This is a genomic window from Ruegeria sp. CG1 (genome assembly GCF_056537265.1).
Map to the genome: position 1 here is coordinate 80,348 of NZ_JBQFRF010000008.1, position 15,105 is coordinate 95,452.

Genomic DNA, 15,105 nt, shown 5'->3' on the forward strand with positions numbered 1-15,105 from the left:
ACCCAGGAACTGTTCAGCTTGCGGGCGTTGACGACACCCCAACCTGCGCCGGTCGCAACAACCTGTCGTGCAGCATGAAGCCTTCTGCCGACACCTGAATGATGTCGCCGGCCTTGGTTCCGGGCACAGGGGCCTCGAACATCGCCTCATGCACATTCGGGTCGAACCTGTCCCCGACCTGAGGCGTAATCACCTCAATCCCATGCTTCTGGAACACATCCTTCAGCGCGCGCATGGTCAACTCGACACCTTCCAGCAAGCCGGCGGCAACCTCTTTCTGCTCATCCGTCGCGGCCTCAAGCGCGCGTTTCATATTGTCGTAAACCGGAAGCATGTCGCGGGCCAGTTTTGACCCGCCATACTGTTCCGCATCCCGACGCGCCTTGTCGCCACGCTTGCGCGCATTTTCGGCATCGGCCAGCGCACGCATGAACTTGTCTTTGTAATCATCGCGCTCAGCACGCAGTTGATCGACCTCAAGCGCCTCATCGCTGATCTCAGCAAAATCTTCGGCAAACTCTTCCGCCTCGGCGGACATGATGTCGTCCAGAAAATCTTCGTTCTTGGGCTCTGCCATCTCTTACCCTCTAGCTCCGGTCGGAAATCAGCTTGCCGACCAGTTGCGCCGTATAATCCACGATTGGTACGATTCGCCCGTAATTCAGACGTGTGGGTCCAATGACCCCAACCGCACCGATTATCTTACGATCAGCGTTCATATATGGAGACACCACCAAAGAGGAACCCGAAAGTGAGAAAAGTTTGTTCTCAGAGCCAATAAAAATGCGCACACCTTCGCCTTCTTCGGTCAATTCAAGGAATTCGGCGATATCGCGTTTGCGTTCAAGGTCGTCAAACAGGGTGCGGATTCGATCAAGCTCTTCTGCCTGACCCGGCTCATTTAACAGATTCGCACGCCCGCGCACGATCAGCCGGGCCGAGTCGCCACCGTCCCCGTCCCATGCGGCAATGCCGCTCTCGACCATCTCACGCGCCAGAACATCGATTTCCTGTTTCCGCGCGTCGATCTGCGACAGCATCTGCCGCCGCACTTCGCCAAGCGTTCGACCTTCGATGAGTGCATTCAGAAAATTGGCTGCCTCGCGCATCGAACTGGGTGTTTGGCCAGGCGGAGGTGTAAACAGCCGGTTTTCCACCTGCCCGTCCGAAAACACTAAAACCACCAAGGCCCGGTCATGACCAAGCGAGACGAACTCGATATGCTTGATCTCGGCCTCATGCTTTGGCGTCAGAACCAGCGAAGCCCCTTGTGTCACGTGTGACAAAGCCGAGCCCACGCGATCGAGCATACCCCCTACATCGCCCGCGTTAGAGCCTAGTGTTTCGTCCAGCTTCTGCCGATCATCCGCACCCAGATCGCCCATTTCCAGCAATCCGTCCACGAACATGCGCAGCCCCTGCTGTGTTGGAATTCGACCAGCGCTGACATGCGGACTGTCGAGCAAACCCAGAAATTCAAGATCCTGCATCACATTGCGTACGGTCGCAGCACTGACTTTCTCGGACAATGTGCGCGTCAGAGTCCGGCTGCCCACGGGTTCACCGCTTTCCAGATAGCTTTCGACAATCAACCGGAACACCTCACGCGACCGGTCATTCATCTCGTCCAGAATTTTGCTTGCTTCGCTCATCGGCGGCCCTCTGCTGGATCGTCATTAAATCGCAGGCAAATGAAAGGTCAATCGGGCTTGCATCGTAACGCCGCAGGACGGTATCCCCAACCCAGCAGATAAAGGATTTCTCATGCGACCCTCAGGACGTGATCTAAACGAAATGCGCGCCGTTTCAATTGAAACGGGGTTCACCAAACATGCCGAAGGCTCTTGCCTGATCAAGATGGGCGACACGCATGTGCTGTGCACCGCCACAATTGAGGATCGGGTGCCGCCTTTTATAAAGGGCTCGGGCCTGGGCTGGGTCACCGCTGAATATGGCATGCTGCCCCGCGCGACCAATACGCGGATGCGGCGCGAGGCTGCCAGCGGCAAGCAAGGCGGACGCACCGTGGAAATCCAGCGCCTTATCGGCCGCGCTTTGCGCGCCGGTGTAGACCGGGTTGCCTTGGGAGAACGGCAGATCACTGTTGACTGCGATGTCATTCAAGCCGACGGCGGCACCCGCTGTGCCTCGATCACTGGCGGTTGGGTGGCGCTGCGTCTGGCTGTGAACAAGCTGATGAAAACAGGCGATGTGATCTCTGACCCTTTATTAGACCCTGTTGCCGCCGTTTCATGCGGAATTTATGCCGGTCAGCCCGTGCTAGATCTGGACTATCCCGAAGATAGCGAAGCTGGCGTTGACGGCAATTTCATCATGACCGGCTCGGGCAAGCTGATCGAAGTGCAGATGAGCGCCGAAGGTTCCGTTTTCAGCCGCGCGCAAATGGATCAACTGATGGACCTGGCCGAGAAAGGCGTGGGTGAACTTGCTGCTGCCCAGAAAGCTGCAACCGCATGACTCGCAGGTTCGAAGGTGATCGACTGCTGGTCGCCACCCACAACAAAGGCAAGCTCGAGGAGATGGCGCATCTGCTTGAGCCCTTTGGCGTAACGGTTGTCGGCGCGGGCGAAATGAACCTGCCAGAACCGGAAGAGACCGAGGACACCTTCGTCGGTAACGCCCGGATCAAAGCCCACGCAGCTGCAAAGGCGACCGGCCTACCTGCCTTGTCGGACGATTCCGGGATCACCATCGATGCATTGGACGGCGCACCCGGTGTTTACACCGCCGATTGGGCCGAAACCGGCAGTGGCCGCGATTTCCTGATGGCGATGACTCGCGCCCATAATGAGCTAGAGGCGAAAAACGCCCCCCACCCGCGTATGGCCCAGTTTCGCTGCACTCTGGTTCTGGCCTGGCCCGACGGGCATGACGAAGTGTTCGAGGGCATCGCGCCCGGTCACCTGACTTGGCCGATCCGTGGCAAGGACGGGTTCGGCTATGACCCGATGTTTGTCCCTGAGGGGCACGACATTACCTTTGCTGAAATGGATCGCTGGGAAAAGAACAAGATCAGCCATCGCGGGCGCGCGGTGGAGATGTTCGTGAAAGGCTGCTTTGGCGGATGATTGGCGAAACGGGGGCTTTGGCCTTTATGTGCATTGGCCCTTTTGCGAGGCCAAGTGCCCCTATTGCGATTTCAACAGCCACGTTTCCAAGAATATTAATCAAAAACAATGGCTTGAGTGTTATCTCAGTGAACTGAGCCTCTCGGCCACAGAAACTCCTGACCGGGTTTTGAACACAATCTTCTTTGGCGGCGGAACTCCATCACTGATGGCGCCTGAGACCGTCGCAGCTATCATCGACAAGGCCCGCGCCATTTGGCGATCGGCCAACGATATGGAAATCACGCTTGAGGCCAATCCAGGCTCGGTCGAGGCCGGGCGGTTCGCCGCCTATCATGATGCGGGCGTGAACCGCATCTCGATGGGTGTTCAGGCCTTGAACAACGATGACCTGCGTCGTCTGGGGCGCATTCACACGGTTGCCGAGGCTCGCGCTGCCTTCGATATCGCGCGCTCTTGCTTTGACCGTGTGAGCTTTGATCTGATCTATGCCCGCCAGCATCAAACTCTGGACGCCTGGCGTGCTGAGCTGACCGAAGCCCTATCGATGGCAGTTGATCACCTGTCGCTATACCAACTGACCATTGAGGAAGGCACAGCGTTTGGTGATCGCTATGCCCTGGGCAAGCTGCGCGGTCTGCCCGAGGATGACAACGCCGCAGATATGTATCTGGCAACGCAGGAAATCTGCGAAGCGCATGGGCTGCCTGCCTATGAGATTTCAAACCACGCCCGGCCCGGAGCGGAATCACGGCATAACCTCATCTATTGGCGCTATGGTGATTACATCGGTATTGGACCCGGCGCGCACGGGCGGATCACAAAGGGTGGCCAAAAATTCGCAACAGAAACTCACCTTTCACCAAACAAATGGCTGAAGGCTGCCTCCAACGGGCACGGCGAAAGCAATCGGTTCGAGCTTAGCCAACGTGAACAAGCCTCAGAATACCTTATGATGTGTCTGCGTTTGGTCGAGGGCCTAGATATAGACAGATATACTCGGCTTGCAGGTGAAGAACTTTCGCATGACAAACTTGATTCGCTGATCGATCTGGGCATGCTAACCCTTGATGGCATTCAATTGCGCGCCACTTCAAACGGGCGCGCCGTGCTCAACGCGGTAATCCGAGAGCTGTTGGAGTAACAGATGCAATTTCTCTGGGCCGGATTGGGGTTATTATGCGTTGCGCTTGCCATGATCGGAGTCGCTCTGCCGCTGCTGCCGACGGTGCCATTTCTTCTGTTGGCCGCGTTCTTTTTTGCTCGCTCATCGTCACGGCTGCATAACTGGTTGCTGAGCCATCGAACCTTTGGCCCTATGATCATCGATTGGCAAAGCTCTGGCGCGATCAGACCCGGTGCAAAAAAGGCGGCCACCCTTTCGGTTGCCGCCGTATTTGGCTTATCGGTTCTGCTTTCGGTTCCTTCTCACGTCCTGATCATTCAGGCCATTGTGCTCAGCGCTGTGATGCTCTTTATCTGGACCCGACCTAACGGCTGAGCTTTGCGCACAGATCATCCAACTGATCCAGGTTCTCATAAGCCAACACAACCTGCCCGGATTCAGATCCGGCCTTATGGTTGATCGTCACCTTCATCGCCAGAATCGCAGACAAATCCTTTTCAAGCGCTCGGGTGTCTGCGTCCTTCCCAGCATTCAGGCTTCTGGATTTCGGAGCCGGCTTATCCGTCCCACCTTGCTGCTTTTTCACTAATGCCTCGGTCGCACGCACCGAAAGGCCCTCACGAACCACCTGTTTCGCCAGCTCCGATGGGTTTTCTGCCGTGATTAACGCCCTTGCATGACCGGCGGATAATTTTCCTTCTATTACAAGGGATTGTACATCCAATGGGAGTGACAAAAGACGCAGCAGATTAGCGATATGGCTTCTGCTTTTACCAAGCGCTTCGGCCAGCTTTTCTTGCGTGTGACCAAAGCGATCCATCAATTGCTTAAAGCCTGCCGCCTCTTCCACCGCGTTCAGATCTGCGCGCTGAATGTTCTCGATAATCGCGACCTCAAGCACTTCGGTGTCATCAAATTCACGAACAATAACCGGAATATCATGCAGTTGCGCCATCTGCGCAGCACGCCAGCGCCGTTCACCCGCAACGATTTCGTATTGGCCGCCATCGATGCTGCGGACAATCAGCGGCTGGATAATACCCTTTTCCTTGACCGAGGCCGCAAGCTCATCCAATTGCTCTTGCGCGAAACGGCGGCGCGGCTGATCTGGGTTCGCCTGCAGTTTTTCGATCGGTACCGTGAGATCCGGACGGCGGGGTTCAGATACAATCCGACCGTCAGCTTCTGGCGCGACATCAGCCATCAACGCAGATAGCCCGCGACCTAATCCTCGGGGTTTTCCTTTCCTGGCATTCATGTTGCCCTCCTCACGGCCACTTAAATGGCTACCTTGTTGTTCTTGTGCATAACCTCTCGGGCGAGATACCGGTAAGCCATCGCCCCGAGCGAACCCGAATCATATTGCAGCACAGGAAGCGCGTAAGATGGTGCTTCGCTGACCCGCACATTTCTGGGTATCTTGGTTTTAAATACCATCTCACCCAGATTGTCACGCGCATCCTTTTCGACCTGACGGGACAAGTTGTTGCGGTTGTCATACATCGTTAACACAACACCTTCGATTCTGAGGTCAGGATTGGCGGTCTGACGAACCTCGCGAATGGTCAACATCAATTGTGACAGGCCTTCCAGCGCAAAGAACTCACTTTGCAATGGTACAAGGACGGAATGCGCTGCTACCATTGCGTTTACGGTGAGCAGGTTCAAGGACGGCGGACAATCAATCAGCACAAAGTCCAGATCGAAAGCATCAATTGCAGTCTGTCGAAGCGCGTCATGCAGCAAATAACTGCGCTTTTCATTCGAGATCAGCTCAATATCTGCCGAGCTGAGATCTACGGTCGCCGGAACCACAAAAAGATTACCGATCTCGGTCTCCTGCACCACAGCTTCCAAGGGTGCATCGTCGAGAAGAAGATCATATGTCGTCCAGTCGCGATCTTCGACCCCTAGACCCGTAGAGGCATTTCCCTGAGGATCGAGATCGACCACAAGAACCTTGCATCCGGCCTCGGCCAATCCGGCTGCCAGATTGATCGCTGTAGTGGTTTTCCCGACCCCGCCCTTTTGATTAGCAACCGCGATAATCCGAGGCCCAGCAGGACGAGACAGATCAACCACGTGCAACTCCTTTGATTTTCAGGATAACGGCTTGGGGTTCTGTTGAACTCTTAATGGGTTCAGCCTCGAATTTCCATTCTTTGCGCGCATCTTCCAGCTCTTTTTTCCAGGTTGCGCCTTTTGGCAACAACGCTGTACCGTTTTTACTTAAATGCCTGTCACAAAATGACATTAGAGTGGTCAGATCAGCCAGAGCCCGAGCTGAAAGCACGTCCGCATGCAAGGGATCAATGGCTTCAATTCGACGAGAGATCACGGAACAATTGGCGCCACTCTCTCTGGTCACACTTCGAAGAAATGCGGATTTACGTTGGTCGCTTTCGACTAATGTGAAACGCGTTTCAGGCGCAGATTCAATTGCCATGATGGCGCAGACCATGCCAGGAAAGCCGCCTCCGCTGCCTAAATCCACCCAATGATCTACCCGATCTGCGTTCTGAAAAACTTGAATGGAGTCTTTGATATGGCGAATCCAAATCTCTTCAAGACTATTTCTTGAAACCAGATTGATTTTTGGGTTCCATTTTTCAAGCAGAGATACATAGATCACCAGGCGTTCGAATGTTTCACGTGAAACATCCAGAGCCTCCGCAGAAGCGACGTTCTGATAAATCATGCTTTTCTGGCTTTCACATCACGCCTGAGCTTCGCCAGGACGAGAGTTAAAGCCGCAGGCGTGACACCTTCTACCCGACTCGCCTGCGCAATATTCGCAGGCTTCGCCTGCGATAGCTTTTGCTTCATTTCATTCGACAGACCATCAAGCGCAAAATAATTGAAATCCCGAGGAATTTCATGCGCCTCATCGCGCTTCATTGCTTCGACATCCCGTTGTTGGCGCGCAATATAGTTTGCATACAACGCATCGCGCTCGACCTGACGGCGAATTTCATCGTCTGTATTCTGTAGATCGGGTTCGAGCAAAACCATGTCTTCAAACGATACTTCTGGAAAAGCAAGAACCGCCATTCCATCACGCCGGTTTCCGTCTTGATTTATGCTGATACCAGCTTCGCGAATTTGCTTTGGCGTATATGTGGTCTCTGTCAGTTTATTCTTTGCTTTTTCAAGCTTTTCTGATTTCTCAGCAAAAACCTTGCGGCGGAGTTCACCCACACAGCCCAGCTGCTCGCCAATCGGAGTCAGTCTTTGATCTGCGTTGTCAGCACGAAGTGATAGGCGAAACTCTGCACGGGATGTGAACATCCGATAAGGCTCGGCAACGCCCCGAGTTGTCAAATCGTCAATCATCACGCCAATATAGCTGTCTGAGCGTGTAAAATGTATTGGCGCACGTCCCTGTGTTTCCAGAGCTGCATTCAAACCTGCAACGAGGCCTTGCGCGGCCGCTTCCTCATATCCTGTGGTCCCATTGATCTGTCCTGCAAGATATAGACCAGGAACATCGGGCACAGACAAAGACGCAGATAGAACGCGCGGGTCAACGTAGTCGTATTCAATCGCGTATCCGGGTTGTAGGATTACCGCGCTTTCCAATCCTACGATGGATTGGACATATTCGACTTGTACATCTTCGGGCAAAGACGTTGAAATCCCGTTTGGATACACCGTATGATCCCGCACGCCTTCTGGTTCCAGAAATATCTGGTGTGACTCCTTTTCCGCAAATCGGACGATTTTATCTTCGATTGAAGGGCAATATCTGGGACCAACACCATCAATATGACCTCCATACATTGCTGATCGCGATAGATTTTTCTCGATTATTCCGTGCGTCTGAGCATTGGTATGAGTTATTCCACAGGCGATTTGCGGCGCCGTCACCGCTTGGGACATGAATGAAAACAGTGTTGGCTCTGCATCGCCATCCTGTCGTTCAAGTATATCCCAATTTATGGTTCGTCCGTCCAACCTCGGTGGCGTACCTGTTTTCAGCCGTGCCGTCGGTAATTCAAAAGCGTCAAGGCGCTCAGCCAACCTAACCGATGGACGATCCCCCATGCGTCCACCTGGCCTTGTAACGTCTCCTATGTGAATTACACCGCGCAGAAATGTACCCGACGTCAGAACAACTGTCTGAGCTGGGACCTCGGAACCGTCGGCTAGTTTGACACCGATTACGCAGTCACCATCCATTAGGAAATCGATCACTTCCCCAGTGATCACCGACAAATTGTCTTGTTTTTTCGTTTCTTCCTTCATCGCGGTCCGATAAAGCGCACGGTCCGCTTGCGCCCTTGGGCCTTGAACAGCTGGTCCTTTACGTCGGTTCAATAGACGAAACTGAATGCCGGCACGATCAGCCACACGACCCATGACCCCGTCCATTGCATCGATTTCACGGACCAGATGACCTTTCCCTAGCCCTCCGATCGCAGGATTGCAGGACATGACACCGATGTCCTGTTCGGACAAAGTAACCAGCGCCGTGTTCGCACCCATCCGTGCTGCCGCATGGGCAGCTTCGGTACCGGCATGTCCAGCGCCAATGACTACAACATCAAATCTCGAATGTTTCACGTGAAACACTCCCTATTTTCCCAGACAGAAACTTGCGAAGATTTCATCCAAAAGGGTTTCGACATCAATCCTGCCAACCAAAGATTCAAGCGACCGAATTGCCGTTCTCAACTCTTCAGCAGCTATATCATACATGTCCGGACCTGATTCCAGAACATCTCGCGCAGCCGCAAGTGCGTCCGATGCTTTAGTCATCGCAATACGGTGACGTTCCCGCGTTGCAATACCATGGCTAGCTGTTCGAACAGTCAGTACACGCGATATGTTGTCTATCAACTGGTCAATCCCGTGCCCGGTTTTTCCCGATATACCACCGGAAAAGGGCTCACGCAGGTCAGATTTTGGCAGAACATGAATGTCATCTGCCTGCATCGGTACACCTAGCTGATCAGGCTCATCCGACAGAAATACTCGTAGATCGGCCGCCTCTGCCCGTTTGCGCGCCAGTTCAATTCCCAGGTTTTCAACGTGATCATCGGTTTGCCTCAAACCGGCCGTGTCCAGCAGCGTGACAGGCAATCCGTCCAAGTCCATACGAACTTCAATCACATCACGGGTTGTCCCGGCATATTCCGAGGTAATAGCGGCTTCCCGCCCTGCCAACGCATTCAGCAAGGTCGATTTTCCTGCGTTCGGAAGACCAACTATGGCGACCTCAAAGCCGGTGCGAATGCGCTCGGCGATCCGAACACCTTTGGCTTCTTGGGTCAATTCGGCCATCACACCAGAGATCAACGTCCGAACCTCAGGTGATACATCTGTCGGCACCTCTTCATCAGCAAAATCAATCACGGCTTCCAACAAGGAGGCCGCGCGGATCAGATCACGCCGCCAACCTTCTGCTAATGTGCCCAAAGCACCAGCCAAAATCGTCTGCGCTTGTTTCCGTTGTGCTTCGGTTTCTGCATCAATCAGATCAGCAAGGCCTTCGACCTGCGCCAGATCCATCTTGCCGTTTTCCAGTGCACGACGCGTGAACTCACCAGGTTCGGCCAGCCGAAGATCGTCCATATCCGAAAGAGAGGTCAGCACAGCGTTGACTGACGCCATACTTCCGTGAATCTGAAGCTCGGCCACGTCTTCGCCGGTAAAGCTGGACGGGGCCTGAAACGTCAGAACCAAGCCCTCATCCAACCGCGATCCATCCGACGCGCTGAGTGTTCGTACTGTCATTCCACGCCTTGGCAGGCCCCCGCCAGACAACTCATTGGCGGAGGCATATGCCTGCGGACCAGAAAGCCTGATCACAGCCACGCCTGCTTTGCCCTGGGCGCTGGCCAGGGCGAAAATCGTATCCATTGATAGCCCCCGCGTCAGTGCCAGAACCTTGTCAGGTGTTCATTGAATCGAAGAACTCGCCGTTCGTCTTGGTTTGTTTCAACTTCGACAACAGGAACTCGATTGCATCTGTTGTGCCCATCGGATTGAGGATGCGGCGCAGAACGAATGTCTTGGCCAGATCACCCTTGTCGACCAGCAGATCCTCTTTCCGGGTGCCGGATTTGAGGATGTCGATTGCCGGGAACACGCGTTTGTCTGCGATCTTACGATCCAGAACGATTTCCGAGTTACCGGTGCCTTTGAATTCTTCGAAGATCACTTCGTCCATCCGGCTGCCGGTGTCGATCAGGGCGGTGGCGATGATGGTCAGCGATCCACCTTCTTCGATGTTCCGCGCAGCACCAAAGAAGCGCTTGGGCCGTTGCAGAGCATTTGCATCCACACCACCGGTCAGAACTTTACCCGAAGATGGCACCACAGTGTTGAATGCCCTACCAAGTCTTGTTATCGAATCGAGCAGAATAACAACATCTCGTTTATGCTCGACCAGGCGCTTGGCCTTTTCGATGACCATTTCCGACACGGCCACGTGGCGAGTCGCGGGTTCATCAAAGGTCGAAGACACAACCTCACCCTTCACCGAGCGTTGCATGTCGGTCACCTCTTCCGGGCGTTCGTCGATCAGCAGGACGATCAGATAACATTCCGGGTGGTTCTGCTCGATGGAATGCGCGATGTTCTGCAGGATCACCGTCTTACCAGTCCGCGGAGGCGCCACGATCAGCGATCGCTGACCTTTACCAATCGGCGAAACCAAATCGATCACGCGAGCAGACTTGTCCTTGATGGTCGGATCTTCGATTTCCATCTTCAGACGCTCATCCGGATACAGAGGCGTCAGGTTGTCGAACAGAATCTTGTGTTTGGCCTTGTCCGGATTTTCAAAGTTGATCTTGGTGACATTTGTCAGCGCAAAGTAACGTTCATTCTCGTCAGGCGCTTTGATCTCACCTTCAACCGTATCTCCAGTGCGCAGCGAATGCTTGCGGATCATGTCAGGCGAAACGTAAATGTCATCCGGTCCGGGTAGATAGTTCGCTTCGGGCGAACGCAGAAACCCGAACCCGTCTTGCAAAACCTCCAGCACGCCGTCGCCACCGATGGTCCAGCCCTCATCCGCACGTTCGCGCAGAATCTGAAACATCATCTCGCCCTTGCGCATGGTTGAGGCGTTTTCGACCTCAAGCTCCTCGGCCATGGCCAGAAGGTCTTTGGGGCTTTTGGCCTTCAGATCGGCCAGATTCAGGGATTCAGTTGTCATGATGATACGAACCTCGGCCGCTTGGATCGCGGCACCAGAGTGGAATTTCAGAACGGAAGATACCTCGCCCGGACGGGCGCGTTACGCGTTAGATAAGCGCTTACCTAAGAAGAGTCAAACAGGCCCTCAGAACTTCACAACGACCGCTAGAACGATAACAACCATTAGAACGGTCGGAACCTCATTCATCATGCGGTACTGCCGCCCAGTCAGCTTATTTCGCCCCTCAGCAAAGTCCTTGCGCCGAGCCATAAGCCAATGGTGAAACCATGTCATGCCGATCACTGCTGCGCCTTTGACCCACGGCCAGCTCCAATCCCATCCGACAATACCAGGCGTGAACACCATGATCAGCCCGCAAACCCAGGCCACGACCATTGCGGGGCGCATGATCACACGCAGCAGCTTTTCTTCCATTTCAAAGAAAATCTGTTGCGCACCCTCTACGGCTTGCGCCTTTTCAACGTGATACACGAACAATCTGGGCAGATAGAATAAACCAGCCATCCATGAAATCACGGCCATGATGTGCAGCGATTTCACCCAAGGGTATATTGCGAAAAGAATATCGGTCATTGGGTATTCCGGGCTTACCTGAAACCCTCCTAATAAAAAAAATAAGAAAGAAAAAGGATGATGGTTTTGTAGGGAGGTCAAATTCGGTGGATTACTTTTTTGTCCTGCCTTTTTCCCCAGGTGGAAAAAGTGAAGCACATCGGCGCAGAATCTGTTGATCAAGAAAAAAAAATTATTAATAACAATAAATTATGAGATAGAAGCTCGGGCTGAATTGTGGATAACCATTGGAACAATCCGGGACGGGATGCTTATCCGAGTATTCCAACTTATCCTTGTCCCGTCTGGACAGGATCCGGGCGACTCGGGGAAGTCTTGCGCCAAATTCCCGGGGTTGCGTGTCAACCGGAAAGCCATACAAACCATTCGAGACTACTCATTGATTTTCACACGGGGTTTTCCACATGACTGTCCCCATAGTCCTTGCCTCAGGGTCCGTGATCCGCGCGCAGTTGCTCAGAAACGCAGGCGTCCCGTTTTCGGTTCAGATCGCGCGGGTGGATGAAGACACAGCCAAACGCGCCCTGATGGCTGAGGGAGCTCCGCCCCGTGATGTTGCCGATGCGCTTGCCGAAATGAAAGCACGTAAGATCAGTGACAAAGTGCCCGGCACTATGGTTCTGGGTTGCGATCAGGTTCTGGATTTCGAAGGTCAGATGCTGTCGAAGCCGGAAACGCCGGAAGAAGCACTGGCGCAGCTTAAAGCAATGCGCGGCAAGCGACATATGTTGCTGTCGGCGGCGGTGATCTATCAGGATGGTGAGCCCATCTGGCGGCAAGTCGGTCAGGTGCGTTTGCGGATGCGGGCCAGCTCGGATGCTTATTTACGTGATTACGTGGCGCGGAACTGGGACAGTATTCGGCACGCAGTGGGGGCTTATAAACTGGAAGAAGAAGGCGTGCGCCTGTTTGCTACCATTGACGGCGACTATTTTAATGTTTTGGGTATGCCCCTGTTAGAGTTGCTCAATTTTCTGGCCGCAAAGGGAGTAATCGATCAATGACGGAGCATCGCGTTCCTCTGGCCGGCGTGATTGGGCAACCCATTGCACATTCCCGCTCGCCAAAACTGCACGGGCATTGGCTGAAAACCTATGGATTGGTGGGGCACTACATCCCAATGGATGTCGCCCCGGCCGATCTGGAAACCGTTCTGCGGACACTACCCAAGGCTGGGTTTGTTGGGGCCAACGTGACCGTACCGCATAAAGAGGCTGCTTTGCGGTTGGCGGATCATGTCTCGGACCGTGCCTCAGTCATCGGGGCGGCAAATACGCTTGTATTCCGCGAGGATGGTTCAATTCACGCGGATAATACGGATGGCTACGGGTTCATGGCCAATCTTCGCAGCGGTGCGCCCGATTGGAACCCGCAGGATGGGCCTGCGGTTGTATTTGGTGCGGGCGGTGCTGCGCGGGCGGTGCTTCAAGCGCTGGCAGAAGCCGGAGTGCCTGAAATCCTGTTGACCAACCGCACCCGCACCCGTGCGGATCATTTGAAGGAAGAGTTCGGCCAACGGATTACGGTCGTTGACTGGGTGCAGGCGGGAAATGTGATCGAAGACGCAGAACTAGTCGTGAACACCACGTCTTTGGGTATGCAAGGGCAGCCAGAGTTACGCGTTCCACTGGATGGATTGCAACCCGGCGCTGTTGTCACCGATCTGGTATACGCGCCGCTTCAAACGCATCTGTTAAAACAGGCGGAAGAGGTTGGATGTACAACGGTCGACGGGCTGGGAATGTTGCTGCATCAAGCTGTTCCCGGGTTTGAACGCTGGTTCGGTGTTCGCCCCGAAGTGGACGCTGAAACCCGCGCGGCGGCCTTGGCATGAGTTTTGCGCTGGGGCTCACCGGATCAATCGGAATGGGAAAAAGCACGACCGCTCAGATGTTTGCAGATGAAGGCTGTGCGCTTTGGGATGCGGATGCTGCGGTGCATCGGCTCTATGCAAAGGGCGGCGCGGCGGTTGAGCCCGTGCGGATTACGTTTCCCACCGCCATTGCCGAGGATGCGGTCAGCCGGGATGCATTGAAGCAAATCATTGCGAATGATCCTGACGCGCTAAAAACAATTGAAAAAATCGTACACCCTCTGGTAGCGGCGGATCGCGCCTCATTTCGTTCTTCGTCGTCCGCCGATATCTTGGTATTCGACATTCCGCTGTTGTTTGAAACCGGTGGTGATGCGGCGATGGATGCTGTTGCTTGTGTTTCAATCTCTGCTGAAGAACAAAAAAGACGGGTCATGGCGCGCGGCACGATGAATGAGGCGCAGTTTGAGCAGATTCGCTCCAAGCAAATGCCAAACGAAGAGAAATGCGGGCGGTCGGATTTCGTGATTGTCACGGATACTCTGGACCATGCTCGCGCGCAGGTGCAGGATATCGTCAGGCAGATACGGGCAGGGTTGGCAGATGCGTGAGATTGTACTCGATACCGAGACCACAGGGTTTGATCCCGAAAGCGGCGACCGGATCGTCGAGATCGGCGCGGTTGAGCTGTGGAACCACGTTGCCACAGGAGAAACTTATCACGTCTACATCAACCCCGAGCGTTCTATGCCGGAAGAGGCATTTGGTGTGCATGGCATCGGCCCCGACCTGCTGGAAAACCCGCGCCCGCCGGAAAAGGGCGAAGTGACGCTGAAGGACAAACCTGTCTTTGCCAAGGTTGGGCAAGGGTTTCGTGAATTCGTGGGTGACGCCAAGCTGGTGATCCACAACGCTTCGTTCGACATGAAGTTTCTGAACGCCGAACTGGGCTGGATGGGGGTGTCGCTGATCCCGATGGATCAGGCAATCGACACGCTGGCCATTGCCCGCAAACGGTTTCCGGGATCACCCGCTTCGTTGGATGCATTGTGCCGCCGGTTTGGCATCGACAATTCGAACAGGGTGCTGCACGGCGCGCTGCTTGACTCGGAAATTCTGGCCGAAGTGTATCTGGAGCTGATCGGAGGCCGTCAGCCCGACTTTGGATTGTCAACGTCGGCAAGTGCAGCGTCTGGCGGTGGTGAGGAATGGCGCCCGACAGCGCGACCGGATGCCCTGCCATCCCGGATCACCGAGGATGAGCGCGCAGCACATCAGAAATTTGTTGAAAAGCTGGGCGAGAACGCCCTGTGGACCCGCGCCTGACACGAACCAG

Annotated in this window: 17 protein-coding genes; 8 read left to right on the plus strand and 9 right to left on the minus strand. The window is 54.5% G+C overall.

Going from position 1 to position 15,105, the window contains the following annotated elements; translation table 11 throughout:
* Nucleotides 1-13: 13 nt before the first annotated feature.
* Both ACR0AU_RS19005 and hrcA read right to left on the minus strand, forming a co-directional pair.
* Nucleotides 14-577, minus strand: coding sequence for a nucleotide exchange factor GrpE (locus tag ACR0AU_RS19005; RefSeq protein ID WP_170399405.1), 564 nt, complete (start codon nt 575-577; stop codon nt 14-16).
* Nucleotides 578-587: 10 nt separating this feature from the next.
* Nucleotides 588-1,652 carry a heat-inducible transcriptional repressor HrcA gene (hrcA, locus tag ACR0AU_RS19010; RefSeq protein ID WP_170515497.1) on the minus strand — a complete coding sequence of 355 codons (1,065 nt, stop codon included), beginning with the start codon at nt 1,650-1,652 and terminating at the stop codon, nt 588-590.
* A 112-nt stretch (nt 1,653-1,764) separates the two neighbouring features.
* On the opposite strand from hrcA, the gene rph reads away from it, so the two are divergent.
* The 4 genes from rph to ACR0AU_RS19030 are packed head-to-tail and all read left to right on the plus strand — an operon-like array spanning nt 1,765 to nt 4,590.
* On the plus strand, nt 1,765-2,478 hold the full coding sequence (rph, locus tag ACR0AU_RS19015; RefSeq protein ID WP_170399411.1) for a ribonuclease PH: 714 nt from the start codon (nt 1,765-1,767) through the stop codon (nt 2,476-2,478).
* Nucleotides 2,475-3,089, plus strand: a complete 615-nt coding sequence (gene rdgB, locus ACR0AU_RS19020; protein WP_170636838.1) for an RdgB/HAM1 family non-canonical purine NTP pyrophosphatase — start codon at nt 2,475-2,477, stop codon at nt 3,087-3,089. The genes rph and rdgB overlap by 4 nt, the downstream gene beginning before the upstream one ends.
* Nucleotides 3,079-4,233, plus strand: coding sequence for a radical SAM family heme chaperone HemW (gene hemW, locus ACR0AU_RS19025; RefSeq protein WP_480796093.1), 1,155 nt, complete (start codon nt 3,079-3,081; stop codon nt 4,231-4,233). Before rdgB ends, hemW begins: the two co-directional genes overlap by 11 nt.
* Before the next feature lie 3 nt (nt 4,234-4,236).
* Nucleotides 4,237-4,590, plus strand: a complete 354-nt coding sequence (locus ACR0AU_RS19030) for a YbaN family protein (RefSeq protein WP_170399420.1) — start codon at nt 4,237-4,239, stop codon at nt 4,588-4,590.
* Here the strand turns inward: ACR0AU_RS19030 and ACR0AU_RS19035 are convergent.
* From ACR0AU_RS19035 to hemJ, 7 genes are all read right to left on the minus strand, one after another.
* Nucleotides 4,580-5,473, minus strand: a complete 894-nt coding sequence (locus tag ACR0AU_RS19035; protein ID WP_480796094.1) for a ParB/RepB/Spo0J family partition protein — start codon at nt 5,471-5,473, stop codon at nt 4,580-4,582. The genes ACR0AU_RS19030 and ACR0AU_RS19035 overlap by 11 nt on opposite strands.
* A 20-nt stretch (nt 5,474-5,493) precedes the next feature.
* A complete protein-coding gene (locus ACR0AU_RS19040) occupies nt 5,494-6,297 on the minus strand; it encodes an AAA family ATPase (RefSeq protein WP_170408801.1) in 804 nt (267 codons plus the stop codon).
* Entirely contained in the window at nt 6,290-6,913 is a 624-nt protein-coding gene (gene rsmG / locus ACR0AU_RS19045; protein WP_170649056.1) for a 16S rRNA (guanine(527)-N(7))-methyltransferase RsmG, read from the minus strand. The genes ACR0AU_RS19040 and rsmG overlap by 8 nt, the downstream gene beginning before the upstream one ends.
* Nucleotides 6,910-8,778 (minus strand): tRNA uridine-5-carboxymethylaminomethyl(34) synthesis enzyme MnmG, encoded by a 1,869-nt coding sequence (gene mnmG / locus ACR0AU_RS19050; protein WP_480796095.1) that lies wholly within the window; start codon nt 8,776-8,778, stop codon nt 6,910-6,912. The genes rsmG and mnmG overlap by 4 nt, the downstream gene beginning before the upstream one ends.
* 12 nt (nt 8,779-8,790) lie before the next feature.
* On the minus strand, nt 8,791-10,077 hold the full coding sequence (gene mnmE / locus ACR0AU_RS19055) for a tRNA uridine-5-carboxymethylaminomethyl(34) synthesis GTPase MnmE (RefSeq protein ID WP_480796096.1): 1,287 nt from the start codon (nt 10,075-10,077) through the stop codon (nt 8,791-8,793).
* 31 nt (nt 10,078-10,108) lie between these two features.
* Entirely contained in the window at nt 10,109-11,380 is a 1,272-nt protein-coding gene (rho, locus tag ACR0AU_RS19060; RefSeq protein ID WP_170399438.1) for a transcription termination factor Rho, read from the minus strand.
* Nucleotides 11,381-11,506: 126 nt separating this feature from the next.
* On the minus strand, nt 11,507-11,956 hold the full coding sequence (gene hemJ / locus ACR0AU_RS19065) for a protoporphyrinogen oxidase HemJ (protein ID WP_170399440.1): 450 nt from the start codon (nt 11,954-11,956) through the stop codon (nt 11,507-11,509).
* Between the two features lie 404 nt (nt 11,957-12,360).
* Between hemJ and ACR0AU_RS19070 the strand changes: the two genes are divergently transcribed.
* From ACR0AU_RS19070 to dnaQ, 4 genes are read left to right on the plus strand one after another with little or no spacing between them, the layout of a single operon-like run.
* Entirely contained in the window at nt 12,361-12,960 is a 600-nt protein-coding gene (locus ACR0AU_RS19070) for a nucleoside triphosphate pyrophosphatase (protein ID WP_170734063.1), read from the plus strand.
* Nucleotides 12,957-13,790 carry a shikimate dehydrogenase gene (locus ACR0AU_RS19075; protein ID WP_170515525.1) on the plus strand — a complete coding sequence of 278 codons (834 nt, stop codon included), beginning with the start codon at nt 12,957-12,959 and terminating at the stop codon, nt 13,788-13,790. The genes ACR0AU_RS19070 and ACR0AU_RS19075 overlap by 4 nt, the downstream gene beginning before the upstream one ends.
* A complete protein-coding gene (coaE, locus tag ACR0AU_RS19080) occupies nt 13,787-14,380 on the plus strand; it encodes a dephospho-CoA kinase (RefSeq protein WP_170734061.1) in 594 nt (197 codons plus the stop codon). Before ACR0AU_RS19075 ends, coaE begins: the two co-directional genes overlap by 4 nt.
* A complete protein-coding gene (gene dnaQ, locus ACR0AU_RS19085; protein ID WP_170399452.1) occupies nt 14,373-15,095 on the plus strand; it encodes a DNA polymerase III subunit epsilon in 723 nt (240 codons plus the stop codon). The genes coaE and dnaQ overlap by 8 nt, the downstream gene beginning before the upstream one ends.
* Nucleotides 15,096-15,105 lie beyond the last annotated feature (10 nt).